Below are 23,738 nucleotides of genomic sequence, written 5' to 3'. Positions count from 1 at the left end.
GACATAAATGTTGATTAATTTAAAACAGCTATGATATAGCCCCTGTTATCTAACGATAACAGGGGCTTAATTTATGGGAAAAAATTTTCTTACAAATGGCGACGGCACAAGAATACCTAATGAATTCAACGGTATTCAAGTGAATCATTGCAAAAATCCATTTTGCGATAATTTTGGTAAGCCAGCTGCTGTTGACGCAATAAAACGTGGTCGTCCTAAGAAAGGATTTGAAACGAATCGTGATAGCTATACATTGAACAACAGTAGACCCGATCATCCACAACTAAAATGTTCAATATGTGGCAAGCGAACTGTGATAAAAAGCAACCAAGGGATTTCTGAAGAACTGAAACGTATTACTCCTGAGCGTATTTATCGGTTTCTTTGTTGTCCCGATACTGAATGTGAAAACAACGCAATCCCAGTTCATTTTTTAAGTCACTACCATAAATTTGGAAAGACAGCGAAAGGCGACCAGCGATATAAATGTAGAAAATGCGGAAAAATTTTTACAAACGGCAAAGTCATTAGAAGACAAAAACGGTCATATAAAAACCGTGAAGTATTCCTAAATATTGTGACTAAAACCCCATTCAGAAGTCTTAGGGAAGTTACTGGGTTAACGTCGAAAACCTTGTATAGAAAGATTGACTTCATTCATGAACAATGTCTGAAATTTTCTTCTTATCGTGAAGACAAACTGAAGCGGATGAAATTTCGACAGCTTAATATCGCAACAGATCGTCAGGATTACGTGATCAATTGGCCTAACAAGTTCTTAAAGCGAAATGTAGTTCTGCAAGGGGTAGGGTCAGCTGATAATGCTTCTGGGTATGTATTTGCAATGAATGTGAACTTCGATCCCGCCCTAACTTTAGCTGAACTTGATGAAGAAATTGAAAAAATTAATGACCATAAATTGAAAGCACCTTTTAGACGCTACGCTAGGATGTGGACAAGTCATGATTATAGCAAGCGCCTAAAGTTTAAACCTGCCTCATCTGGTTCATTAGATTCAACACAGAGCGAACTAAAGAAATTGACACTGGCATTGGAAGATGTCGAACCAGAACTACTGGAAGTTCTTCCATCTTCAGCGCAACTGCCTGAGTATGGTGTTCAAATACACAGTGAATATACTATGTATGCCCATTTTTTTTATTTGAAAAAGTTATTGGGGCATACAGGGCAGCTTAATTTTTATATGGACCGAGAAACAGGAATTAATGCTGCTTTAATGGCAGCATTTAAAAACCACTTCGCAGATAGGCGCGCAAATGCTTTTTATGTCATCTTTGATAAGGGACTTGAAGACGATCAACGTGTCAATTACGTTTTAGAATGTAAACAAAAATACAAGAAATTTTTGGCTTCCCGTGGATTAAAAGATAGCCCAGATGCAGCCGTTCAAATGGCGCTGTACAATCTAAGCATAATGAACCCAACCACAGAAGAATGGGAACACCCCTTTGGCACCAAAGGTGAACCGCATAAAAAGGTAGTTCGAATTGTACCTGATTATACAGAATCAGAAGAAGAACTTGCTTATCAATACCTAAAAGGAAATTTACGTGGCATTGATCGCTTTTTTAACTGCATACGCCGAAAGCTCTCGCCTTTAGAGCGAGGAATTCATACGGCCAGTGGTGCAAATGGTGTATGGAATGGTTATGCACCATACAACCCTGAAATGGTTCAAAAATATATCGACATCTACAGAACATATTATAATTATGTACCTACGCCGGATAAAAAAGAAACGCCAGCAATGCGCCTGAAGCTTGCAGATGGGCCTGTAAGTGTGGAAGACATTATATATTTTTCAGCAAGATACAAGCATAGGTAACTAGCTTTTGTTTCTTCCATTTTTTCAAATGCTATGTTCACAACAGTTCGTATTCTGTTACTGACTAACTAAAAAAAGGTCGTTCAAAGTGCCAAGCAGTCTGCCATTTGATATTACAAACGCTTTCTACGTGTCTTTTAATTTTGTTGTTAATGATAAGCTACATACATTTAACGCTACACTTACATTTGCTCCGGGTAAGCTCCCAGAATTAACATTCATTAATCAAGACGACGCATTTAATTGGCATAGACTGCCCAATAGCATTGAAGAAATAGCATGTTACGACATGGCTTCAAACCAAGTGTTTCATTTGTATGATAACAAAAGATATTCTGAACAAATTGTTCCAATTTTTATCATTAGCAATTTTGATCATACGGTTGGTTCAATAAAGAAGATACGGTGCGAACTGGAAGGGGTATCTCAATGGTACTGTCAGCAGAGTAGCTTTAACTTCACTTCTGACACGCCATCCAAACTTGAAAGAGAAGAAATACCAAGTGTTGAATATCAATTTGAAATTGATGACAAAAAATACTTCTTTGAACTTCACCATCAAGCAACGCTAAGTCATTCGATTCTAGCTGATAGCAACGTTCAACTTAAAGATATTGCCGCAATCTACCTAACGCCAGTTAGCAATGAAGTTGACCCAAGAAGCATTGTAGACTTACTGCACGATATTCGTATGCTTTTTTCATTGCTTCTTGGATACTGTGTTAATCTACAACATGTAGAAGTCTTCAATGATAAAAAACAAAAAATGGCTTTCTACTATCCTACACCGGATGATAACTTCCCCCAAATACGTTGGTATGGTGAATATCTTACTACCCCCAGTTTTTTTATTCAATTTGCTAAAGAAATTCTGACCAACTTTTTTACAGCAAAGCGAAATATCTTTTTGACCTGTTGGTATCGCTATATTGCTTTATCTTCCCAATCGCACTTTATTGAATATGAATTGCTAACCTATCTTACGATACTAGATGGCTATGTAAGCTATCGCGCAAAAGAATTAGAACAAAAATGCTCTGATAAAAAGTACGATGAATTACTTTCGGATTTATCTAGCGTTCTCGAAAGCTACAAAAAGTCTTCACCTGAAGATAGTTTGGCGTTTCAAGCGTGGATAGATAAAATCGATACTGCAATGTTGGGTGAAAAATTTCCTGCCACCTCTCTAGTCACGTTGAAAGATAAATTTAAGGCTGTGTTAGGAACATATCCTAAGGAAGCAACAACTGTATTTTTAAAAAACAGCGAAATCCAACGTATCATAGTTGATGATAGGAATGATATTGCTCATGGTCGCGAGGCAAAAAGCTCATTAGATAAGTTAAATCACAGACTACACACTGTGAAGTCTGTACTTGCTTTTTTTGCCTTTTCAGATCTTGGAATCAGTCCAAGGGATTTTCTTAAGCAATATTCTGTTAGCCATCATCCTATCAAGCATCATAAGGCGTTCAATCAAGTGGCACTTGATCGCTACCTTGGAACAGTGCCATTTTTTCACGTTTCGAATAGCGACTATGATTACTTATCACAAAACAAAGAGCGAACTGTTGTGCTGCACAAGAAGAAAGATAAATATGAATTTCTTCCAGAAGAAACAAAAGCTACACAAGCTTGGCCAAAAAATAATGATGGTATCCGACAAGTTGCTGACTATGTGCAGCAAAAAGTAATTACTAAGCCCGGATTAAAAGCTAGCTACGTTGGTACCCCGTATATAGTTTCGAAACGAAGACAACCTCATCAGCTTTTTCAAGTGATTGTTATTGAATAATAAAAAACGTCCGGTATCACCGGACGTTTTTCATTATTTATTTTTTCAACATTTATGTCCCACGTCTTGCCTATCTGGCAGAAGGGGCCTTTTCTTTCATAATATCAGTAACCTTCCTGTTCTGCTGTACATAAACCTCGACAGCCATTTGCACAACGCACAGCATTACCATCTGATTTAATTCACTTTAGTGTAAAAGATGCACAACACTCCACCATTTTTACACAATATAGTGCAAATCTCAGCACTTAACACCACAAAAAGTGAATAGACATCTAGCCACCATCACCTACACTCACGTATTATATTAAAATATAAGAAAAATATTTTATGGCATGCGTATTGCTTTTTCTTTTCTGCGTGCAATGAAAACACGCAGCATGATGACTGCATTAGTATAATGTCACTCCTCTGCTATGTTGTAGAGAGTATTTCACTCTATCCGTTATTATCCAATGCATTGTGCATGTTAATGCAGCCATCATGCTCTTTTAAAAGAAAAGCCTAGCACAAAAAGAATGGTGCACGGTTATTACAAATTCTGACTGCTAAAAAGGGATACCTATGAACTGTCCAAGTTGTAATTCTAAACTTCATATGACTGAGCGCAAAGGTATTGAAATAGACTACTGTCCTGACTGTCGTGGCGTATGGCTGGATAGAGGTGAGCTGGATAAAATCCTAGATAAAGCACTGGAAGAAGAACAGCACCATGTACAGACTGCAGCTGGCAAGCCGTCTGTACAGCCAGCAACCAGCAGCTATTCCGCCGCACAGGACAATCAGTATTACTACTCCCACAAGCATGATGAATATAAAAGGGGACATTCGCACCACGGACGTAAAAAGTCCCATAAACCTTGGTTCATGGAACTCTTCGACTAGTTGTTTAAGATTCCTTCATGCGGAAGAGCCGCGGGCTGATAAATATATGACTGTCTAACTGCCCCCCCAATAAGTCAGATGGTTACGGTAGCAGAGGTGCATCCTCCTCGGCAGCAACACAGCACTTCTGGTACATTTGTTTATCTCCGGCGGCTCTCGTTCCCTGTACATACCTCCTTTACCTCTGGGAGAATAAGCAGGAATAAAACACGCATGAAATGACCAGCAGAAGGCACCAACCTTCTGGAAAAACATACATGAATCTACAAAACGTAGACTCATTTCCTCCTGAAAAACAAACCGTATGATACGAAACAGGGTGAGTTCAGCAGAACTCACCCTACTTTTTTATGCGCAAAATGATGTGCAATTTTTGTCGATCCACGCTGTGTTGTCGAAATAATGCACATCGAATTCGGGTAATTTTTAAACATCCCACACTGATCTCGACTACGATTCTTCCCAACTCTCGACATATATGACTCTTTTGGCATTGGCACACACGTTGCTAAATTAAAGACAAGTAACAATGTATGAAACATAGTTGGCACATAAAAAAAGCTTTTTGAAAATGCATTGCAACTGTTGTGACACATATCTCATGTAGTACAACATACAAATATACAGAGCTTATCAACCGGCAAACATTATTGTCAGGTATTGAAGGAGATCATTATGCCTCATTCGAACTATAATACAGCTCACTTTACAATAGACAGGACAACTCTAGACATAGAGCAACATATCGAAAACAACGGCATCTGGATGGAGCGAAAAGAGAAAGACCGCCTACTCCATCGTATGCTGTCCAGCAACCGAGCAGAAAAACAAATTATTCGAAAACAGCTTCCGTCCATTTCCCCGACAACGGAACTGTCATTTTCTGAAGCCGGTAACGACTACGGAACGTACTTTACATATAAAAACCAAGCCAGTCTCAGCGGCACGGCTTGTCTCAACACAGTTGATAAACGCTAACACCTAGCGAGCACATAGAGTATAGGCATATCCCTTACAGCCTACCCCATAGAAAAAGCCAGAGCACATCCCACTCTGGCTTTTTTCGTACATAAAAAAAAGCCGGAACAACTGCTCCGGCTTTTGATCATCACTATGCTATTCTGCAAACAATTCTTCGACTGCTTTCTTAATTCCGCTCTTGTTAATTCCAAGCTGTTCACGCAATTCTATCTGCTTGCCGTGTTCAACCCATTTATCCGGAATACCAAGACGCTTCACCTTACAGTTACCCAAAACACCGCTGTCGGATAAAAATTCCAGAACAGCTGAAGAGAAACCGCCCTGAAGCGCATTTTCTTCAAGCAACAAAAGGGAGTCGTGTGTTTCTACAAGCTCAAGCAACTGTTTCTCAGGTAATGGCTTTACACAGCGTGCATTAAAAACAGTCGCCTGCTTTCCTGTCTCTGCTGCCAATTCTTTAACAGCTTCAATTGCAGGGTACGTTCTTGATCCCACTGCAACAACAGCAACCCCTTCGCCTTCAATAAGAGTTTCGCCAGTACCAATTTCAAACGGCACAGGCTTTTCTTTGAGAGGAACACCATACCCTGCTCCACGCGGATATCTGATAGCAACAGGGCCATCATGTTCCAACGCGGTCGCCATACAGTCAGCCAATTCGGCTTCACTGGAAGGAACTAGCACTGTCATGTTCGGGATATGACGCATGAAACTCAAATCGAACACACCATGGTGCGTTGGACCATCTTCACCGACGATGCCACCTCGATCAAGACAGAAGGTTACAGGCAGATTCTGCAAACAAACGTCGTGAACAATCTGATCATACGCACGCTGCATAAAAGTAGAATAGATCGCAACATACGGACGATATCCTTGTGTAGCAAGGCCGGCAGCAAACGTTACTGCATGCTGCTCACAAATACCTACATCAATAAATCGTTCAGGATATTTCTTTTCAAAGCAAGCTGTTCCTGTACCTTCCGGCATAGCAGCAGTAATCGCCATAATACGATCATCCTGCTCCGCCAGACTGCACAGCGTGTTACCAAATACTTCTGTGTAGGTTGGAACGTTGCTTACCTTAGCTGCTTTTTTTGCCTGTCCGGTTTCCGGCTCAAACTGCCCTACACCGTGGAAAAAGGTCGGGTTAGACTCCGCAGGAGCATACCCTTTCCCTTTTTTAGTGAGAACATGCAGCAAAACAGGTTCATCGAGATCCTGATACAGGCGGAAGGCACGCTGCAATGCTTTGATATCGTGTCCGTCAATCGGCCCCATGTAGTTAAATTGGAACGCCTCGAAAAGCATACCGGGGGTAAAGAAACTTTTAAGACTATGCTCACTACGTCGAGCATAGTTCAACATTTCTTCTCCAATAGCAGGTACCGCATTAAGGATAGTTTCAACATCCTTTTTAAATCTACGAACCCAGCGAGAAGAAAGATTTCTGGACATAAAGTGAGACATAGCGCCGACATTTTTAGAAATAGACATCTCGTTATCATTCAGAATAACAAGCATCTTTTTATCAATATGTCCGGCCTGATTCAGCCCCTCAAAAGCCAAGCCGGCAGTCATAGAGCCATCACCGATAATAGAGATGACTTCATTCTTTTTACCGGCAAGATCTCGGGCGACAGCCATACCCAATGCTGCGGATATAGAGGTAGAGGAATGTCCGACACCAAAGTGGTCATACGGACTTTCAGCAATTTTTGGAAAACCGCTCACACCGTCTTTTGTACGCAGGGTATGAAAATCATCTTTACGTCCAGTCAGCAGCTTCCATGCATACGCTTGATGTCCAACATCCCATACTAATTTGTCGTGATCAAAATCAAAAACAGACATCAAAGCAAGAGTGAGTTCCACAACTCCGAGGGAAGGAGCGAGGTGACCACCAGTCTGGGAAACTACGGAAATTATCTCTTCACGCAACTCCCCTGCCAGCCGTTCAAGCTGTGCTTGATCAAGCTTACGAACATCGGACGGCAAATTTATGCTGTCCATAAGTCGGGGAGAAGTTTGGCTCTTATCAGGCATTATAAATCCGGGTGCTATTAGTTAGGAATGAAGCATCAAACCGTTGCTGACAAAGGTAGTGTACTCTTTATGACACTCTGTCAACAATGTACTGGGCAAGCTTACGCAAAAACTGCGCTTCTGCTCCGTCAAAGGCAGAAAGCTGTTCAACAGCATCGTCAACAAGCTGCTGTGCCAGTTCACGACTTTTATCTATTCCAAGCATGCTCGGGTATGTGTTTTTCCCTTGCTCAAGGTCACTGCCCACGGGCTTACCAAGCTCTTCTTCAGTTCCGGTTTCATCTAAAATATCATCTACAATCTGAAATGCTGCACCAATGTTTGCGCCATAAATGCGAATGCGTTCCACATTCTCCGCACTGGCTCCTCCCAGAATTGCTCCGCTTTCACACGAGCAACGGATCAGTGCACCTGTCTTCATGGCATGCATTTTCTGTAACTCTTCCAAAGAAACATCATCGCGGCCTGTGAAGTCCATATCGAGTTGCTGACCGCCGACCATACCGCCGGAACCCGCCGCAACAGCCATTGTGTTCAACGCTTGTAAAACAGATGCGGCAGAAATGTTTTCCGCGGTTTCTGTCATCAGTACGAAAGCTTCTGTAAGAAGACCGTCGCCGGCAAGAATCGCTGTGGCTTCATCAAATGCTTTATGATTGGACGGCTTACCGCGACGTAAATCGTCATCATCCATGGCAGGAAGATCATCGTGAACAAGAGAATAAGAATGGATGCACTCGATAGCTGAAGCAAACGGCATTACCTGTGTTTTATCAGCACCGAACATGGCAGCAACAGCACGACAAAGAACGGGGCGCAACCGCTTCCCGCCTGCCAGAAGACTGTATTCCATTGCATCGAGTAATCGCTGAGGAATGTTTCTGTTGTGCAGACAGGTAGAGAGGTATTCTTCAACAGATGCAGCCTCAGTTTTCAGTACGGATTTAAACTCCTGCACACTCATCATAGTCATTCTATATTCCACCTATTCTGCGTTTTCCGCAGCGGTTGTTTCTTCTTCAAAGGGAACTTCGCCTTCTTCAGTAAAAAGACGAATTTCATTACGCGCATTTTCAAGCTGCGCCCTGCACTCTTTTGAAAGGGTCATCCCTTCTTTATACAGCGCAACACTTTTCTCCAAAGCAAGTTCACCGTTTTCTAATGATTCAACGATGGTCTGGAGCCGCTTTAACTGTGTTTCAAAATTTTTCTTTTTTGCTGCCATACGTCACTCTCTTATTTCTTGTCAGTAAAAAGCGGAAGCGGGTCTACAGCGACACCGGAGACATTCAGCCCAAAATGCAGGTGAGGGCCGGTGACACGACCAGTTGCACCGATCTTTCCTATGACCTGCCCCTTTGTAACAGTTTCGCCTTCGCGCACAAGAAGTTTTGACATGTGAAAGTACATACTCACAACGCCTTGTCCGTGATCTATATAAATTGAATTACCGGAAAAGAAATGCGAAGTAGCAACACGCACAACACCATCTGCACAAGCTTTAATTGGGGTTCCGGTTTTTCCGCGCAGGTCTATACCACTGTGCGGTTTACGAGGCTTTCCATTGAAGAAACGCTGTACACCGAACTCACTACTGATTCCTCCCGGAACAGGACGAAGAAAATCCGCATCCCACTTTCTCTTTTCCGCAAGTGATTCCATCATGCTACGAACGGTTGCACGCTCAGCATAATGTCTATCTAAATTCTTTTTACTCAACTCTACGTATTTATGATCAACGTTAAGATGCTGTTCTCGATACTTTTTATGTTTCACAGTCAACGTACGGGAAACTGTATTCACACCACCGGAAGTGGTTTCTTCTGCCACGACCTGTAATGTTTTCTTCGAAAAATCACGCGGGAGTGCAAGCAACGCAATACCGGTATACCCATTCCCTTCTTCCGTAGTGCCTACCAATACTGATTTCTCATTCCATACAATTCGAACAGGATTCTGCTCATCAGTATGAACAGTAACAAGAAATGCTCTGCCGTTCATTGCGTTATCCGGCAAATCTATACGGAGCGCTCCCAGTGCAGGAACTGCGCTGAGTAGAATAAAACAAACCAACAAAACCGCACGGCGAATCATCCTTAACTCCTATTCTTAGTCGTAGTTTCCACTTGTACGCCAACTGAACCGTCTGCAACCATTACATTCAACTGCTCGCCTTTTGAGACATCATCTACACTGCGAATAAATGTACCATCTGACTTTTGAACAAGACTATATCCTCGCTCCAACGGCTTCTGCGGGTCAAGGCTTTCCAACATAATGGCAGCACGATCTAATGTACGTTCAGCTTTGGTCAACATACCGTCCCCAGCCCATTGAAGCCGATCCTTCAAACTTTGTACTTTTTGCAACTGGTAGTTAACGGCATCTTCGCCAAACGCACGGCGTATACGATCCTCGCTATAGTTAACTGTACGCTCAGCTGTTTCAAAAGTATGGCCAAGAGCTCTGTCCAGACGATCAGTTAAGCCAAGAAATTGCTCATCAAGCCTTTTTAAACGCTGTTCAGGAGAGAGCCATCCCAACCCGCGCTCCAAGGTGCTCAAACCATGTTCTTTTGCACCCAACTGCTGCTCAATTCTTCGAGTCAGTCGAATTTCCAACTCGTCTAGAGACTGCATAAGCATAGAACGCTCAGGCCACAGTAATTGCGCTGCATGACTCGGAGTTGCAGCGCGGACATCAGCTGTCATATCGGCAATTGTCGTATCAACTTCATGCCCTACACCGGCTATCACCGGTATTTTGGAACCAAAAATTCTTTCTGCAAGCGTTTCATCATTAAACGCCCATAAATCTTCAATAGAACCACCACCACGGATAAGCACAATGACATCCGCCCATCCTTCTGTGTTAACTCTATCCATCTGTGCTACGAGCTGACCTGCGGCAAGATCTCCTTGAACCAAAGCAGGATAAATACGAATTTGTGTTCCCCAGCCCCGTGTTCCGGAAATTCGCAAAAAATCCTGAATAGCTGCGCCTGAAGGTGCTGTGATCACCGCGACTTTCTGCGGGTGATACGGCAATTTGCGCTTACGCATAGATTCAAAAAAGCCTTTAGCCGTCAACTTTTTCTTGAGCTCTTCAAACTCCATAAAGAGTTTTCCGAGTCCTACATCCTGCGCCAGCTCAACCACCAACTGATAACTGCCGCGTGGAGGGTAAACGTTAAGCCGTCCGGCACACATAATTTCTGTACCGTTTTGCAGAGTTCGGGCAAGACTCGGTCGAGGACCATCTTCAAAGACCTCACCGGTCAGGGGATCGAACCGCTCATCGCCGCGTTGGTTCCCCTTAAACCACACACAGTTCAAGACTGCGTCTGCATCTTTTAACGAAAAATACATATGACCGGAGGCAGGACGTGAAAGGTTGGAAACCTGCCCACGAACCCAAACAAACGGAAACGCACCTTCAAGAGTCTTCTTAAGGGCGTCTGTTAACTCTCTGACTGTAAAAATCTGGCTCATCGCTTGCTAGGTCTCCCACGGATCTCGGGACATGTAACTATAGATACGCAGAGTCTACACCCTATCGTACTTTCTCAAAAACCCCGTCGTATAAGTTAGTCGTAACTCCAGTCACACAACTACTTATTAACGCACAAACCTTTTTGTTAGAAAAAGGCTCCTGCTGCGCACAGGCGCAACAGGAGCTTTATTTTTCACTCAGGTAACACTACGCAAATACCACGATGCTTACTGCGCCAGTACGCAAACGGGAAATACATAGGCAGAGAACAGCGAGCTAGCCGATGTTCCACCCTGCGTATACTTTCTCTTTCCATTCTTTGAATGCTTCTGCGAAGCCTTCAACTGGAAGTTCTGTTTTTTCACCAGTGCGACGGTCTTTTGCTTCAAGGATGCCATTTTTAAGACCACGACCACCTACAACAATCTGCATAGGGATACCGATCAAGTCTGCATCTTTGAATTTAACACCCGGACGCTCTTTACGGTCATCAACAAGAACGTCGATGCCCTGCTCTTTCAAGAACGCGTAGATTTCGTCTACCTTGTCATTAACTTCGTCACTCTTAATGTCGAGGTTTACAACAAGCGCTTCGAAAGGAGCAATCGGAGGCGGGAAGCAAATACCGTTTTCGTCGTGGTTCTGTTCAATACAGGAAGCAACAACTCGGGATACACCAATACCGTAACAACCCATAAGCATTACTTTATCCTTGCCGTTTTCATCAAGGAATGTGCAGCCAAGAGCTTCAGAATATTTGGTACCGAGTTTGAAAACGTGACCTACTTCGATACCTTTAGTGAGGCTGATCTCTTTGCCACACTTAGGGCATACATCACTTTCAGTAATGACACGAAGATCTGCGTATTCAGTAACTTCAACATCACGCTTTAAGCATACGTGCTGAAGGTGAGTGTCAGCTTTGTTTGCACCTACAACCCAATCGGTTGCATAGCGCAATTCGTTGTCTGCAAAGATACGCTTCACGTTAAGCTTCACAGGACCTGCGAAGCCTACAGGAGCATTTGTCCATTCACGAACCTGTTCCGGAGTTGCCAACTCAAGAGTGTCTGCCTGAATCAGGTTCTTGAGTTTAACTTCGTTAAGTTCTCTATCACCGCGTACAAGCGCTGCAACAGGCTCACCGTCTGCATCAAAAAGCAGAGTTTTGATGAACGCTGTAGCTGGAGCATTCATGAATGCGGAAACTTCTTCAATTGTATGCGCATTCGGTGTTGCAACTTCTTCCATCGGAATTTCAAGCGCTGCCGGCTCTTCACCGGAACACATGATTTCTGCACGCTCAACGTTTGCTGCGTAAGAACAAGCATCACACACTACGATAGTATCTTCACCTGTTTCTGCAAGCACCATGAACTCGTGAGAGAAGCTGCCACCAATGGAGCCGCTATCTGCTTCTACAGGACGGAACTTGAGTCCCATGCGGGAGAAAATAGCATTGTATGCTGCATACATGGCTTTGTAGCTTTCATCCAGACCTTCCTGATCTTTATCAAAAGAGTAGGCGTCTTTCATGATGAATTCACGGCCACGCATAAGACCGAAACGAGGGCGAACCTCATCGCGGAATTTAGTCTGAATCTGATATAGATTCATAGGCAGCTGACGGTAAGAACGTACTTCACCACGCACGACATCAGTAATTACTTCTTCGTGTGTCGGGCCAAGACAGTAGTCACGGTTGTGACGGTCTTTAACTCGAAGCAGTTCTTTGCCATAAAAGTCCCAACGTCCAGATTCCTGCCACAAGTCGGCAGGCTGCACCATTGGCATACTTACTTCGTTACCGCCTGCTTTATCCATTTCTTCACGGACAATTGCAGAGGCTTTAGTAATGGAACGTAAACCAAGCGGCATATATGTATAGATACCAGATGTAAGTTTACGAATCATACCCGCACGGGTAAGCAGCTTGTGACTGACAACTTCAGCATCAGCTGGTGCTTCCTTAAGCGTAGGAATGTAGAAACGACTCCAGCGCATAGCTATCCTTTATTTCGTTCTATAAGAAAATTATCTAATTCTTCCATAAAGGCGTTAAGCAAGTTTGCTCCGCCTTTTACCGTTCTAATAACTTTTCCTTTACGGAAAATAATACCCTTATCTCTACCACCGGCAATACCGATATCAGCCTCCCGAGCTTCGCCCGGACCGTTAACTACGCAGCCCATAACAGCCACTTTAACGGGATCAACAACGCCTTCAAGACGTTTTTCAACAACCTCTACAAGGTTGATAAGACCGATTTCTGTTCTTCCGCAGGTAGGACAGGAAATAATCTCAGGGCCGCGATGACGCAAACCAAGAGAACGCAAGAGTTCCCATGCGACAGTCATTTCCTGAACAGGATCGTCTGTCAGGGAAACGCGCAAAGTATCACCAATGCCCTGCCAGAGCAATACACCAAGACCGACTGAAGATTTTATTGCACCGCGCAATAATGTGCCGGCTTCTGTAACGCCGATGTGCAGCGGATAATCGCATCTGCCGGCAAGTAATCTATACGAATCAATAGTGTGCAGTACAGAAGAAGATTTTAATGAAATCTTGGTGTTATAAAATTCACGTTTTTCAAGCATGGCAACATGGTGCATAGCACTTTCTACCATTGCCTCAGGAGTTGGACCACCAAATTTGTCCAGCAATGCTTTTTCTACAGAACCGCTGTTGACCCCGACTCTAATAGCTGCATTGTGTGCTTTTGCAGCATCTACTACTTTATCCACATTTTTCTCGCCGCCGATGTTACCGGGATTAATACGCAACGCATCAACACCGGCTTCAAGGGATTTAATGGCAAGTCTATGGTCAAAGTGAATATCAGCAATCAATGGAACCGAAATCTGCTCTTTGATTCGGGAGATTGCCCATGCTGCCTGCTCATCCAGAACTGCAACACGCACGAGTTCACACCCGCCCTGCACCAGTTCTTCAATTTGAGCAACGGTTGACTCTACGTCACGAGTGTCTGTGTTTGTCATGCTCTGCACAACAACAGGGTGCTCGCTACCGATTTTAAGTGACCCTACAGTCACTTCCCGAGTCTTTCTTCTTTCTAAGGACATAGCTTCCTTTTACTCCTTACTATGCAGAGCTGCTCAAAAACAACTACGTTGTCATGCCTATGCATATTCCTACCAGCGCTTTTAAGAACTGTTACGTATCGATGTCTTACAACCGACAGCTATCATCCGCTGCATTATGAATAAAAAGATTTAACGTAACAAATACGCTTTTCAATCTCTTTACCCAAACTACACCTTGCCCGAAGCTGTCTTTGCTCAACACCAATTACGCAACATATCCTATGACAGAAATAAAAGGCTTACCAAAAAACAACTGTTTTATTTTACAGGCTCTACTTTACTATCGTAATTTCCCAAGGAATGTTTCAAAAACAATCCATTTTTATTACTGCATTTCATATGGCAAGCCAAGAGGGAATGCTTTGCTGATTTTGTATTGACAAAACAAGAGTGAATACTATTATCAACCAGAACTAACGATAGCATCATTTAACAATAAGGAGCATATGTTATTGCTCCGTATTCAGCTGTGATATGCGCAATTGCAAACAAGTCCCTACCATCAGGAACCTCTGTCGTTTTATAAAAAGAAAAACAGTGTTCCATAAAAAAAGTAGATCCAAGATCTTCTTTTTTCTATTATCGTAAGGTGATAGATTACTTGACCGCATTGCCTTAGAATTAAAAAATACGCTATAATTGCTAACAGGCTGTACCCGCAAGCTTTTCAAAATTTCTTACAGAACAAAGAGAGTCCTATGCACTTACCTAAAAAAGCACTGGCACTTCTGCTTTTCGCATTGTTGCTAATCATGTCTTTTTCAACAATCGCTCTGGCTAAAAAACCCGTAGTCTTTGTAAGTATTGTTCCACAAAAATATTTTGTGGAACAAATTGCGGGTGATTCAGTGGATGTTGAGGTCATGGTTATGCCCGGAGCCAGTCCGGCCACATATGAACCTCGTCCACGCCAAATGGCCATGCTCGCAAAAGCTGATGCGTACCTTGCTATTGGGGTTCCTTTCGAACGCACATGGCTTCCACGTATCAAAGCCACAAATCCAGACTTAAGAGTTGTCCATATCGATAAGTCACTTCGTAAGCTCCCTATGGCCGCCAGTGCCATGGAAGTTGATGCTAATCCTCGTGGAACCTTACTTCATGACTACCGCGGTGACGAAGCCGGACACGAAGAGCACACTGAAGGTCACGAAAAGCACCCCGCAAAAGAACACGATGGGCACGATGACCATGATACGCATGCTGATAAGGACCATCACGACCATGCTATGCATGAACACAAGCACGAGCATGACACACATAACCACGGTGACGAGCATGCTACCCACAATCACGGCCACAGCCATGGCCACAGTCACGCAGGAATGCTTGACCCGCATGTGTGGCTTTCACCACGCTGGGTAAAGGCCATGACAAAGCCTACTCGCCTTGCGTTAAATAAAGTGGCTCCCGAACATGCGAAACAGTTCCGAATTAATACACGTAACTTTATTAAGCAGCTTGATGAACTTGATAAAGAAATCAACGCAATATTTGCTCCTATTCCACCGGAAAAGCGTGCTTTTATGACCTTCCATCCTTCATGGGGGTACTACGCAATGACGTACAACCTCATTCAGATTCCAATCGAATTTGAAGGCAAAGCTCCAACCCCGAAAGTCATGGAACAAATTGCAACAATCGCCAAGAAACGCAACCTGCGTACCATCTTTGTGCAGCCTCAGTTTGCACAATCAAGCGCAAAGACCATTGCAAACTCCATTAACGGTTCTGTAGTTGTTGCGGATCCTCTGGCAGAAAACTGGGTAGAAAATCTCCGCGAAGTTTCTAAAAAACTCGCTGCATCCTTTATCCTCTCTGAATAACCATGAATCAGCCAGTTATCGATATCTCAGGCCTTACCTATGCCTACCCGGCTTCTTCTGGAATCACTGTGTTGGACAATCTCAACTTTACAGTGAAGCAAGGTGCGTACATCGCAATTTTAGGACCTAACGGTGGTGGGAAGACAACATTATTGAAATGCATACTGGGGTTACTCACCCCGCAAGCAGGCAATATCAATGTATTTGGCAGAAAACCATCGGAAAGCGTCCGTTATATAGGGTATGTTCCGCAATACGCTACAACAAAAGATCTTTTCCCGGCAAACCTGCTTGATGTTGTCATGATGGGTGCAATCACGAGTCCACTGCTCTTTCCGTTCTCACGAAACACAAGAAAACGGAATGAAGAAAAGGCAGCTGATGCCTTGCAAAAGGTAGGTCTTGCAGGAAGAGAAAAGGAAAAGCTTTGCAATCTCTCTGGCGGGCAGCGTCAACGAGTTATTGTTGCACGCGCGTTAATGGCTGATCCAAAATTGTTGCTGCTTGATGAACCGACTGCGAACTTTGATCCGAGTGGTAAATTCTGCTTTTACGAATTCCTTGCAGAGTTGCCTGATGACATTACCACGATTGTCGTAAGCCACGACATATCGATTGCCGCATCTCCGTTTACCGGCATAGCTGTTGTAAATAAAAGCTTGTCGTACCATGAAGGAAACGACTTTACTCCAGACTTTCTTGCACATCTGTACGGCACACATGACAGCACATGCCCGATGGGAGCGTTTATGCATAATGTTCCGCAGATACTTTCTTTCAAGCCTTTTACCGAACCAGTTACCATTCCGGATACTGAGGATTAAGCAGAATGGACATACTCACTCTCCCCTTCATGCAAAATGCCCTTGCAGCTTCTCTGCTCGCGTCTATCGCATGCGGTATCGTCGGCACACTGGTTGTTCTTAACCGACTTGTTTTCTTAGCCGGAGGTGTCGCTCACGCGGCATATGGCGGCGTCGGTCTTGCATTCTATTGTGGATTGCCAGTACTGCCATGTACGTTGGGTTTTACCCTCGGCTCTTCCGTCTTAATGTCTACAATCGCCAGAAAATATAAAGAAAAAGCAGATACCGTTATCGGCGTTCTTTGGGCGGCAGGTATGGCTTTCGGGATTATCCTGATTGACCTGACCCCAGGATACAACGTGGATCTTATGAGCTTTCTTTTCGGCTCAATCCTCACTGTTTCTTCCTACGACCTCTGGCTTATGTTCGGGTTGGATATTTTTATTCTCGGAGCGACTATTGTTGCCTATCCAGGGCTACTTAGTATTTCATTTGATGCAGAGTATGCTAAATCCCGTGGGCTTCCAGCATCATTACTCCACACACTGCTCGTGTGTATGGCTGCTCTTTCTATTGTTATGATCATTCGCGTTGTCGGGCTGATTCTTGTTATCGCGCTACTCACAATCCCGCCGTTTATTGCAGAACGAAGAGCACGGAACCTTGCAGGCATGATGGCTGCTGCTATCTTCTGGAGTATGTTCTTTTGTATTATCGGCCTCGGCCTTGCCTACTGGTTTAACCTCACCTCTGGTGCAAGTATCATTGCTGTTGCTTCCGTCACCTTCTTCCTCATGGTTGGATTTGAACAGCTTCGCAAATAGCTTCAATGAGATGCCTTCGGCGAGGGGGGCTCTGCCCCTCCACCCCGCGAGAGAAGCTCTCTCGACTGGCAACATTCGAAACGAGCTTTTCATAAATAAGCCATTCATGGCTCAATGAGCGCTATCTGTTATTCTTGTTAGGATATTGCTCCTACTAAAGAGTTTTTGAAAAAGGTTTAGTTAAGGGTTTGTTACGAAATGTTAGTTGCTCTCAAGCATCGAGAAAAAAGTAACATGGTGTAAAAAAGAAAGCCCCCTATTCTTACGAACAGGGGGCTTTTTTATTACGCTCTATTAGAAGCTTGTGCCGACACTTGGAATAACGCCTCTAGGCTCGTTACTCCCTACAGTCAACAAACGCATTTCTGCATTCAGTGGCAATGTTTGTGTCGCCATTGCCAAAACTTCATTTGTAGGAGCATGAATAAAACGCATGTTAAAACGGACTCTATTCAAAGTTTGTGTATAAGTGCCTGCAACAATAATGGTTGCCTGTACATTTTCATTTGCAAGAACATGTGTACGACGGCTTAACAAAAACTCTCCACCACGAGGTTCAAAAAGAACGGAGCGCCCTTTACGGATTTCCTGAACTTTATAGCCGGAATTTACCAACCAGCGTGAGACTTCTTCACTCATCTGACGAGCTAAGGAGCTGGTTTCTTCCAAGTCTTCAAGTGCTACAGGAGTTGTTACTATCACTCCGTACCCTTCTACGTCTCCTTCATCCAAATCAAGACGCTGACGAAGCTGTGCATCCAGCTGTTCAGAAATTATATCTGCAACAACAGGGATTGTTTTATGAACAACTGGGGCAGCTGGCTGCTGCGCTTCTTTTTGCTTTGCAGCAATAAAATCTTCATATGTTCCGGCGGAGGCAGCAAATGGAAGCAGCAAGCACACGAACATCACCAGTGCGGTAAGAATACAACGAATCATGTTAGCCTCCTCTACCGAAGTGTTTCAATTAAGCGGTTTACAGCTGTTATTTCTGAAACAAGCTGTTCACGCATATTTTCATGCTCAGCAGATGCCAAGCCCAAGAGAAAATGCTCCCGAGCCAGCTCGTATCTCTGCTGGGCAACATATTGTCTGCCAATATATAAATTTTGCATTGAATTGCTGCTGTATGGTGAAGCAACAACCTTATATTCTACAGGACGCTGCACCGTGACAGGCTCTTTCTTCTTTAAAGCACAGCCCGTAAGAGCAAGCATCATCATGAGTATCAATACACGTTTCATGTCAGCTCCTAGTGCAGGTCTTCGCCAAGGTCGATGGCGGTCAAATCATTCGCTCGAGTCATAGTTTCAAAGTCACGCATTGAAACAAAACCTGAACTTAACTTAGGCCCCGTATCTGCGAGCATTCTACGCACAACATCAGTCTGCTGAAAAACAAGCTGCGCAGTTCTAAGCACAGAATTATCAGAAACTCTGACCATACGTGCGTTCACAAACACACTGCCCTTTACCTGATAATATGTTCCGACAACTGCCAACGAGCGTCTGTTTTTAACATAGGTGCGATGGTTACGAGTCAGCATAAACTCTCCTTCGCCCCTGCGTCCTTTAATTTCATTACCGATGCGATACTCTTTTACAGGCACATTACGCTGGTTGAATTCGTAAATAAGTGCTTCTGCAATGTATCGTCCAAAAGCAGAGCTGCGTTCAAAATTATCCTGCTCTACAAAAGTCACCGGAAGTATGCTGGCACTCTTGAATGCTTCCCAGTCCAAATCGGTCAACAATTGATCTGCCAGTTCACGAACCTTGAGTTTAACCTCACGGGCGTTATCCACAGCAGGCACATCAGGCTGCATGCTTCCCTGACGCCAAAGCATTCCACCTGTTCCGTCCGGTAACATAACACCATTATCGTAGTTTACTACTGTTGTAACAGAGGTCAGAGAAGTATCTTCCTGATACGTAGCATCAGCCGACTCTGGAACCATGCTTTCTACAGCACCGTAGAGTTTCTGCTGCGGCTGTTCATCTGCCCATACTTTCGGGACGCCAACCATAATAACCAAGAGCGCAATACCTACGCCACGAAAAGCATTAGACATGCCAGTCCTCCATATCAGTTCGTACCAGTTCAGGTGCGTTCATTTTTTGCCGAGTTACAATCACTATCGGCGTTGGACAGGAAAACTTAAATAGATAATCACGCATATCAGCCGCAAAAAAAAAGACCGCCCAATGGACGGTCTTTTATTCTTTTATCTAAAGACAAAGTCTAATGTGTAACCTGTGCTGTTTCAGGTTCACAAATCTTTAGAGAGTCTAACAACTCTCTAGTCTGACACTTTCCCTGGTAAATCTCCGCAGATTCACCTGTAAGAGCGTATGGAAGCACTTCATCAACATTCTCAACAGGAACAATTGTCATTCCTCTGAGAACATCAGCAGGGATGTCTTTCAAGTCTTTTTCGTTATCTTTTGGAATCAGCACTGTTGTGATGAGACCACGGCGGGCAGCCAAAAGCTTTTCACGTAATCCGCCGATTGGAAGAACTCGTCCGCGAAGAGTAATCTCACCAGTCATTGCGATATCATTACGAACCGGAATGCCAAGCAGTGCAGAAACCATAGAGGTGCACAGTGTAATACCGGCAGACGGGCCGTCTTTAGGAGTTGCTCCTTCAGGCACGTGAACGTGAATATCAATCGTTTTATGGAAGTCCGGTTTAAGACCAAACAGGCCGGAACGGGAACGAATGTATGACAGTGCTGCCTGTGCAGACTCCGTCATAACTTCACCCAGCTTACCTGTTGTAGATACTTTACCGGTACCCGGCATGATTGCTGTTTCTACAAGCAGCAATTCACCGCCAAGCTCTGTCCATGCAAGACCGGTTGTTACACCAATCTGAGCCTCATCTTCTCTTTCGCCATACCGGTATTTTTTAACACCGAGCATGTTAGGAAGATTCTGCGTTGTAATGGAAACAAGTTTTTCCATATCATCAGCTTCAACCACACGCATTGCCGCTTTACGACAAATGGATGCAATCTCACGCTCAAGACTACGTACACCGGCTTCACGTGTGTAGTAACGGATAATATCCATAATCACGTTATCGGACATACGCAGGTTATCGCTCTTGATACCGTGCTGATCAATCTGTTTCGGCAACAGGAAGTCACGTGCAATACGTTTCTTTTCTGTCTCGAGGTAGCCAGGCAGCTGAATAATTTCCATTCTGTCCTGAAGAGGTAATGGAATGGACTGCAAGCTGTTGGCTGTAGTGATAAAGAACACCTGAGAAAGATCATAATCAAGATCAAGATAATGATCATTAAAGGTGCCGTTCTGTTCCGGATCAAGCACTTCAAGCAATGCTGCGGAAGGGTCACCTCTAAAGTCTGTGCTCATCTTATCAATTTCATCAAGGCAGAAAAGCGGGTTGTTAAAGTCTACACGCTTCAAAGACTGAATGATTTTGCCCGGAAGAGCTCCCACATAGGTACGTCTATGGCCGCGAACTTCTGCTTCATCACGCACGCCACCCAAAGAGAGACGAACAAATTCACGATTTGTTGCGCGAGCAATAGAACGTGCAAGTGAAGTTTTACCAACCCCCGGAGGGCCGACAAGACAAAGGATAGGTCCCTTAAGCTTTGTAGCCAGCTTTTGCACTGCAAGAAATTCAAGAATACGCTCTTTCGGTTTTTCAAGACCGAAATGATCTTGATCCAAAATAGTGCGCGCTTCTTCAATATCAATAGGCGTATCTTTAAGCTTATTCCATGGCAGATCTACAATCCAATCGATGTAGTTACGTACAACTGTGTACTCTGCTGAAGATGCCGGCATTCCGCGCAATTTTTTAAGCTCACGCAGACCGCGGTCGCGGGCTTCGTCTGGCATATCTTTCGCGCGAAGTGTCGCTTCAAGCTCATTAAGCTCTTCTTGAGGGTCATCATCACGACCCATTTCTTTGTTGATCGCCTTGATCTGCTCGTTGAGATAGTACTCTTTCTGGTTACGTTCCATCTGATGCTTTACGCGATTTTTAATGCGCTTTTCCATAGATGTAATCGCAATTTCACCCTGAAGGAGTTCATACACTTTCTCAAGTCGCTGAACAGGATCTGTAAGCTCAAGAACTTCCTGCTTCATACGGTAATCAACTTTAAGGTGCGGCATAATGGCATCAGCCAATTTACCGACAGAACTTACAGCGTTGATAGCAAGCAGGGTTTCCTGAGCAAGTTTTTTATTAATTTTTGCGTATTCTTCCAGTGATTCATGACAGGCACGGGCAAGCGCTTCCGCTTCTGTGCCCTCGATATCATTTTCATCAACAGGAATTACATTGGCGAGAGCGAAAGAAACTTCTTCTTCGCCTTCTTCTTCTGTCTCCAGTTTTTCAACACCGGCAGACGTCCAACGGGCACGGTACAAACCTTCAAATAAAACTTTGATGGTACCATCCGGAAGCCTGAGCATTTGGAGCACTTTAGAAACAGTACCTACTTCAAAGAGGTCTTCTGCTTCCGGCACTTCCATTTCCGGTTCACGCTGGGCAACAAGAAAGATTTCTTTACTGCTATCAGCAATTGCATGCTCGATAGCTTTGATGGAGGCCTCACGACCTACAAACAAAGGAATAATCGAACGCGGGAACATTACCACTTCCCGCAGGGACATCAGTGGGAGTTGAATGGTAGCAAGTCGCTTTTCGTCGCTTGATCCAATCTCAGTCATATATCCTCCTCGTTTCGTGCCATGCACTCTTCCGCAAGGAAGACAAGAGGCACAACGAGATAGTTAAGTCTCGGTGCCGTATTGTCAATTGCTTCAGCTGAATATACTCAAAATGCATCACAAATACATGTGATGCATTTTGATAACCATCTGATTAAGAAGCAGTTTTAGCCTCATTCTCATAAATGAGCATTGGCTCTTTTCCTTCTTCAACTACCGCCCTGTTTACGACGCACTCCTTAACCCCTTTCAAGGAAGGAAGGTGGTACATAATCTCGAGCATCATTGATTCCATAACGTTACGTAGTCCCCTTGCGCCGGTCTTGCGATCAATTGCCTGACGCGCAATAGCTTTAAGCGCATTGGTGGTAATACGTAATGAAACTTTATCGAATTCAAAGAGTTTTTGATACTGACGTACAAGAGCATTTTTAGGCTCAGTAAGAATACGAACAAGATCGTCTTCACCAAGCTCTTCAACGCAAGTAATTACCGGAATACGGCCGATAAATTCAGGAATAAGACCGAACTTCACGAGGTCGTTCGGCTGAACCTGCGTCAGCAAGGAAGTGTATGACATATCTTCCTTGGTGGTGATTGTTGCACCAAAGCCCATTGCTTTACCGCTCATGCGTGTTTCAATGATCTTATCAAGACCGATGAACGCACCACCTACGATAAAGAGGATGTTAGAGGTATCCATGCGGATAAACTCTTGCTGTGGATGCTTACGACCACCCTTAGGAGGAATGTTCGCTACAGTACCTTCAATAATTTTAAGCAGTGCCTGCTGTACACCTTCACCGGATACATCACGAGTGATGGAAGGACCGTCACCTTTACGGGAGATTTTATCAATCTCATCGATGTAGATGATACCTTTTGCAGCAGATTCGATATCGTAATCAGCATTCTGCAAAAGCTGCACAAGAATATTCTCAACATCTTCACCTACATACCCTGCTTCTGTAAGGGTTGTAGCATCTGCAATAGCAAATGGAACGTTAAGAACACGTGCAAGTGTTTTAGCAAGCAAAGTTTTACCGCTACCGGATGGACCGGCAAGAAGTATGTTACTTTTTTCAAGCTCAACATCACCAAGCTTGTGCTCGTAGAACACACGCTTGTAATGGTTATGCACAGCTACAGACAAGATTTTTTTCGCCTGATGCTGACCGATAACATATTCATCGAGCTTGCTTTTAATTTCCTCAGGAGTAAGGAGCTGACCGTCATCTTCAGAGACCTCAGCGCCTTCCTGCGCAATGATTTCGTTACAAAGAGCGATGCACTCGTCACAAATGTAGACTTCCGGACCGGCGATCAAACGAGCAACTTGCTCCTGACTTTTGCCGCAGAATGTACAATTCAGCTCTTCATTTTGGTCAACAGTGTTTTTATCCATAGGCTATTC

At 43.9% G+C, this 23,738-nt stretch carries 19 protein-coding genes; 7 read left to right on the top strand and 12 right to left on the bottom strand.

Annotation, left to right across the window (positions count from 1 at the left end):
- The first annotated feature begins 73 nt into the window (after positions 1–73).
- The 4 genes from QZY95_RS14110 to QZY95_RS14095 all read left to right on the top strand — a co-directional run bounded on the left by QZY95_RS14110 (position 74) and on the right by QZY95_RS14095 (position 5,504).
- Complete coding sequence (locus tag QZY95_RS14110; RefSeq protein ID WP_290924638.1) at positions 74–1,846, top strand: hypothetical protein; 1,773 nt, start codon at positions 74–76, stop codon at positions 1,844–1,846.
- An 88-nt stretch (positions 1,847–1,934) separates the two neighbouring features.
- Positions 1,935–3,641, top strand: coding sequence for a hypothetical protein (locus tag QZY95_RS14105; RefSeq protein ID WP_365971439.1), 1,707 nt, complete (start codon positions 1,935–1,937; stop codon positions 3,639–3,641).
- Positions 3,642–4,205: 564 nt separating this feature from the next.
- Positions 4,206–4,526 carry a zf-TFIIB domain-containing protein gene (locus tag QZY95_RS14100; protein WP_290924634.1) on the top strand — a complete coding sequence of 107 codons (321 nt, stop codon included), beginning with the start codon at positions 4,206–4,208 and terminating at the stop codon, positions 4,524–4,526.
- A gap of 675 nt (positions 4,527–5,201) precedes the next feature.
- Positions 5,202–5,504, top strand: a complete 303-nt coding sequence (locus QZY95_RS14095) for a hypothetical protein (protein ID WP_290924632.1) — start codon at positions 5,202–5,204, stop codon at positions 5,502–5,504.
- Between the two features lie 138 nt (positions 5,505–5,642).
- Here QZY95_RS14095 and dxs read toward each other — a convergent pair whose 3' ends face one another.
- The 7 genes from dxs to ispG all read right to left on the bottom strand — a co-directional run bounded on the left by dxs (position 5,643) and on the right by ispG (position 14,131).
- Entirely contained in the window at positions 5,643–7,520 is a 1,878-nt protein-coding gene (gene dxs, locus QZY95_RS14090) for a 1-deoxy-D-xylulose-5-phosphate synthase (protein ID WP_290924693.1), read from the bottom strand.
- A gap of 100 nt (positions 7,521–7,620) precedes the next feature.
- Entirely contained in the window at positions 7,621–8,520 is a 900-nt protein-coding gene (locus QZY95_RS14085) for a polyprenyl synthetase family protein (RefSeq protein WP_290924691.1), read from the bottom strand.
- A gap of 18 nt (positions 8,521–8,538) precedes the next feature.
- Positions 8,539–8,778: an exodeoxyribonuclease VII small subunit gene (gene xseB, locus QZY95_RS14080; protein WP_290924631.1), complete on the bottom strand. Its 240-nt coding sequence runs from the start codon at positions 8,776–8,778 to the stop codon at positions 8,539–8,541.
- An 11-nt stretch (positions 8,779–8,789) separates the two neighbouring features.
- Positions 8,790–9,647, bottom strand: a complete 858-nt coding sequence (locus QZY95_RS14075; protein WP_290924629.1) for a M23 family metallopeptidase — start codon at positions 9,645–9,647, stop codon at positions 8,790–8,792.
- A gap of 2 nt (positions 9,648–9,649) precedes the next feature.
- Complete coding sequence (gene xseA, locus QZY95_RS14070) at positions 9,650–11,044, bottom strand: exodeoxyribonuclease VII large subunit (protein WP_290924627.1); 1,395 nt, start codon at positions 11,042–11,044, stop codon at positions 9,650–9,652.
- A gap of 277 nt (positions 11,045–11,321) precedes the next feature.
- The gene (locus QZY95_RS14065; RefSeq protein WP_290924624.1) at positions 11,322–13,049 is read right to left on the bottom strand and encodes a proline--tRNA ligase; all 1,728 of its coding nucleotides are present in this window, start codon (positions 13,047–13,049) and stop codon (positions 11,322–11,324) included.
- Positions 13,050–13,051: 2 nt separating this feature from the next.
- The gene (gene ispG / locus QZY95_RS14060; RefSeq protein ID WP_290924622.1) at positions 13,052–14,131 is read right to left on the bottom strand and encodes a flavodoxin-dependent (E)-4-hydroxy-3-methylbut-2-enyl-diphosphate synthase; all 1,080 of its coding nucleotides are present in this window, start codon (positions 14,129–14,131) and stop codon (positions 13,052–13,054) included.
- A 719-nt stretch (positions 14,132–14,850) separates the two neighbouring features.
- Between ispG and QZY95_RS14055 the strand changes: the two genes are divergently transcribed.
- From QZY95_RS14055 to QZY95_RS14045, 3 genes are read left to right on the top strand one after another with little or no spacing between them, the layout of a single operon-like run.
- Positions 14,851–15,978: a zinc ABC transporter substrate-binding protein gene (locus QZY95_RS14055; RefSeq protein WP_290924620.1), complete on the top strand. Its 1,128-nt coding sequence runs from the start codon at positions 14,851–14,853 to the stop codon at positions 15,976–15,978.
- Positions 15,979–15,980: 2 nt separating this feature from the next.
- Complete coding sequence (locus tag QZY95_RS14050; protein WP_290924618.1) at positions 15,981–16,802, top strand: ABC transporter ATP-binding protein; 822 nt, start codon at positions 15,981–15,983, stop codon at positions 16,800–16,802.
- Between the two features lie 5 nt (positions 16,803–16,807).
- The gene (locus QZY95_RS14045; RefSeq protein ID WP_290924616.1) at positions 16,808–17,608 is read left to right on the top strand and encodes a metal ABC transporter permease; all 801 of its coding nucleotides are present in this window, start codon (positions 16,808–16,810) and stop codon (positions 17,606–17,608) included.
- 294 nt (positions 17,609–17,902) lie between these two features.
- Here QZY95_RS14045 and QZY95_RS14040 read toward each other — a convergent pair whose 3' ends face one another.
- The 5 genes from QZY95_RS14040 to clpX all read right to left on the bottom strand — a co-directional run bounded on the left by QZY95_RS14040 (position 17,903) and on the right by clpX (position 23,729).
- A complete protein-coding gene (locus QZY95_RS14040; RefSeq protein WP_290924614.1) occupies positions 17,903–18,547 on the bottom strand; it encodes a FlgO family outer membrane protein in 645 nt (214 codons plus the stop codon).
- A gap of 11 nt (positions 18,548–18,558) precedes the next feature.
- On the bottom strand, positions 18,559–18,852 hold the full coding sequence (locus tag QZY95_RS14035) for a hypothetical protein (RefSeq protein WP_290924612.1): 294 nt from the start codon (positions 18,850–18,852) through the stop codon (positions 18,559–18,561).
- A gap of 8 nt (positions 18,853–18,860) precedes the next feature.
- A complete protein-coding gene (locus tag QZY95_RS14030) occupies positions 18,861–19,679 on the bottom strand; it encodes a FlgO family outer membrane protein (protein ID WP_290924610.1) in 819 nt (272 codons plus the stop codon).
- A gap of 170 nt (positions 19,680–19,849) precedes the next feature.
- Complete coding sequence (gene lon / locus QZY95_RS14025; protein WP_290924608.1) at positions 19,850–22,324, bottom strand: endopeptidase La; 2,475 nt, start codon at positions 22,322–22,324, stop codon at positions 19,850–19,852.
- Positions 22,325–22,478: 154 nt separating this feature from the next.
- A complete protein-coding gene (clpX, locus tag QZY95_RS14020) occupies positions 22,479–23,729 on the bottom strand; it encodes an ATP-dependent Clp protease ATP-binding subunit ClpX (protein WP_290924606.1) in 1,251 nt (416 codons plus the stop codon).
- Between the last annotated feature and the right edge of the window lie 9 nt (positions 23,730–23,738).

Source organism: Halodesulfovibrio sp., from assembly GCF_015482765.1.
GTDB lineage: Bacteria > Desulfobacterota > Desulfovibrionia > Desulfovibrionales > Desulfovibrionaceae > Halodesulfovibrio.
This window is presented reverse-complemented; position numbering and strand designations above follow the sequence as displayed.

Coding starts and splice junctions, on each gene's coding strand:
- QZY95_RS14110 (WP_290924638.1), top strand. CDS start 74: ATGGGAAAAAATTTTCTTACAAATGGCGACGGCACAAGAATACCTAAT.
- QZY95_RS14100 (WP_290924634.1), top strand. CDS start 4,206: ATGAACTGTCCAAGTTGTAATTCTAAACTTCATATGACTGAGCGCAAA.
- QZY95_RS14095 (WP_290924632.1), top strand. CDS start 5,202: ATGCCTCATTCGAACTATAATACAGCTCACTTTACAATAGACAGGACA.
- dxs (WP_290924693.1), bottom strand. CDS start 7,520: ATGGACAGCATAAATTTGCCGTCCGATGTTCGTAAGCTTGATCAAGCA.
- QZY95_RS14085 (WP_290924691.1), bottom strand. CDS start 8,520: ATGATGAGTGTGCAGGAGTTTAAATCCGTACTGAAAACTGAGGCTGCA.
- xseB (WP_290924631.1), bottom strand. CDS start 8,778: ATGGCAGCAAAAAAGAAAAATTTTGAAACACAGTTAAAGCGGCTCCAG.
- QZY95_RS14075 (WP_290924629.1), bottom strand. CDS start 9,647: ATGATTCGCCGTGCGGTTTTGTTGGTTTGTTTTATTCTACTCAGCGCA.
- xseA (WP_290924627.1), bottom strand. CDS start 11,044: ATGAGCCAGATTTTTACAGTCAGAGAGTTAACAGACGCCCTTAAGAAG.
- QZY95_RS14065 (WP_290924624.1), bottom strand. CDS start 13,049: ATGCGCTGGAGTCGTTTCTACATTCCTACGCTTAAGGAAGCACCAGCT.
- ispG (WP_290924622.1), bottom strand. CDS start 14,131: ATGTCCTTAGAAAGAAGAAAGACTCGGGAAGTGACTGTAGGGTCACTT.
- QZY95_RS14055 (WP_290924620.1), top strand. CDS start 14,851: ATGCACTTACCTAAAAAAGCACTGGCACTTCTGCTTTTCGCATTGTTG.
- QZY95_RS14050 (WP_290924618.1), top strand. CDS start 15,981: ATGAATCAGCCAGTTATCGATATCTCAGGCCTTACCTATGCCTACCCG.
- QZY95_RS14045 (WP_290924616.1), top strand. CDS start 16,808: ATGGACATACTCACTCTCCCCTTCATGCAAAATGCCCTTGCAGCTTCT.
- QZY95_RS14040 (WP_290924614.1), bottom strand. CDS start 18,547: ATGATTCGTTGTATTCTTACCGCACTGGTGATGTTCGTGTGCTTGCTG.
- QZY95_RS14035 (WP_290924612.1), bottom strand. CDS start 18,852: ATGAAACGTGTATTGATACTCATGATGATGCTTGCTCTTACGGGCTGT.
- QZY95_RS14030 (WP_290924610.1), bottom strand. CDS start 19,679: ATGTCTAATGCTTTTCGTGGCGTAGGTATTGCGCTCTTGGTTATTATG.
- lon (WP_290924608.1), bottom strand. CDS start 22,324: ATGACTGAGATTGGATCAAGCGACGAAAAGCGACTTGCTACCATTCAA.
- clpX (WP_290924606.1), bottom strand. CDS start 23,729: ATGGATAAAAACACTGTTGACCAAAATGAAGAGCTGAATTGTACATTC.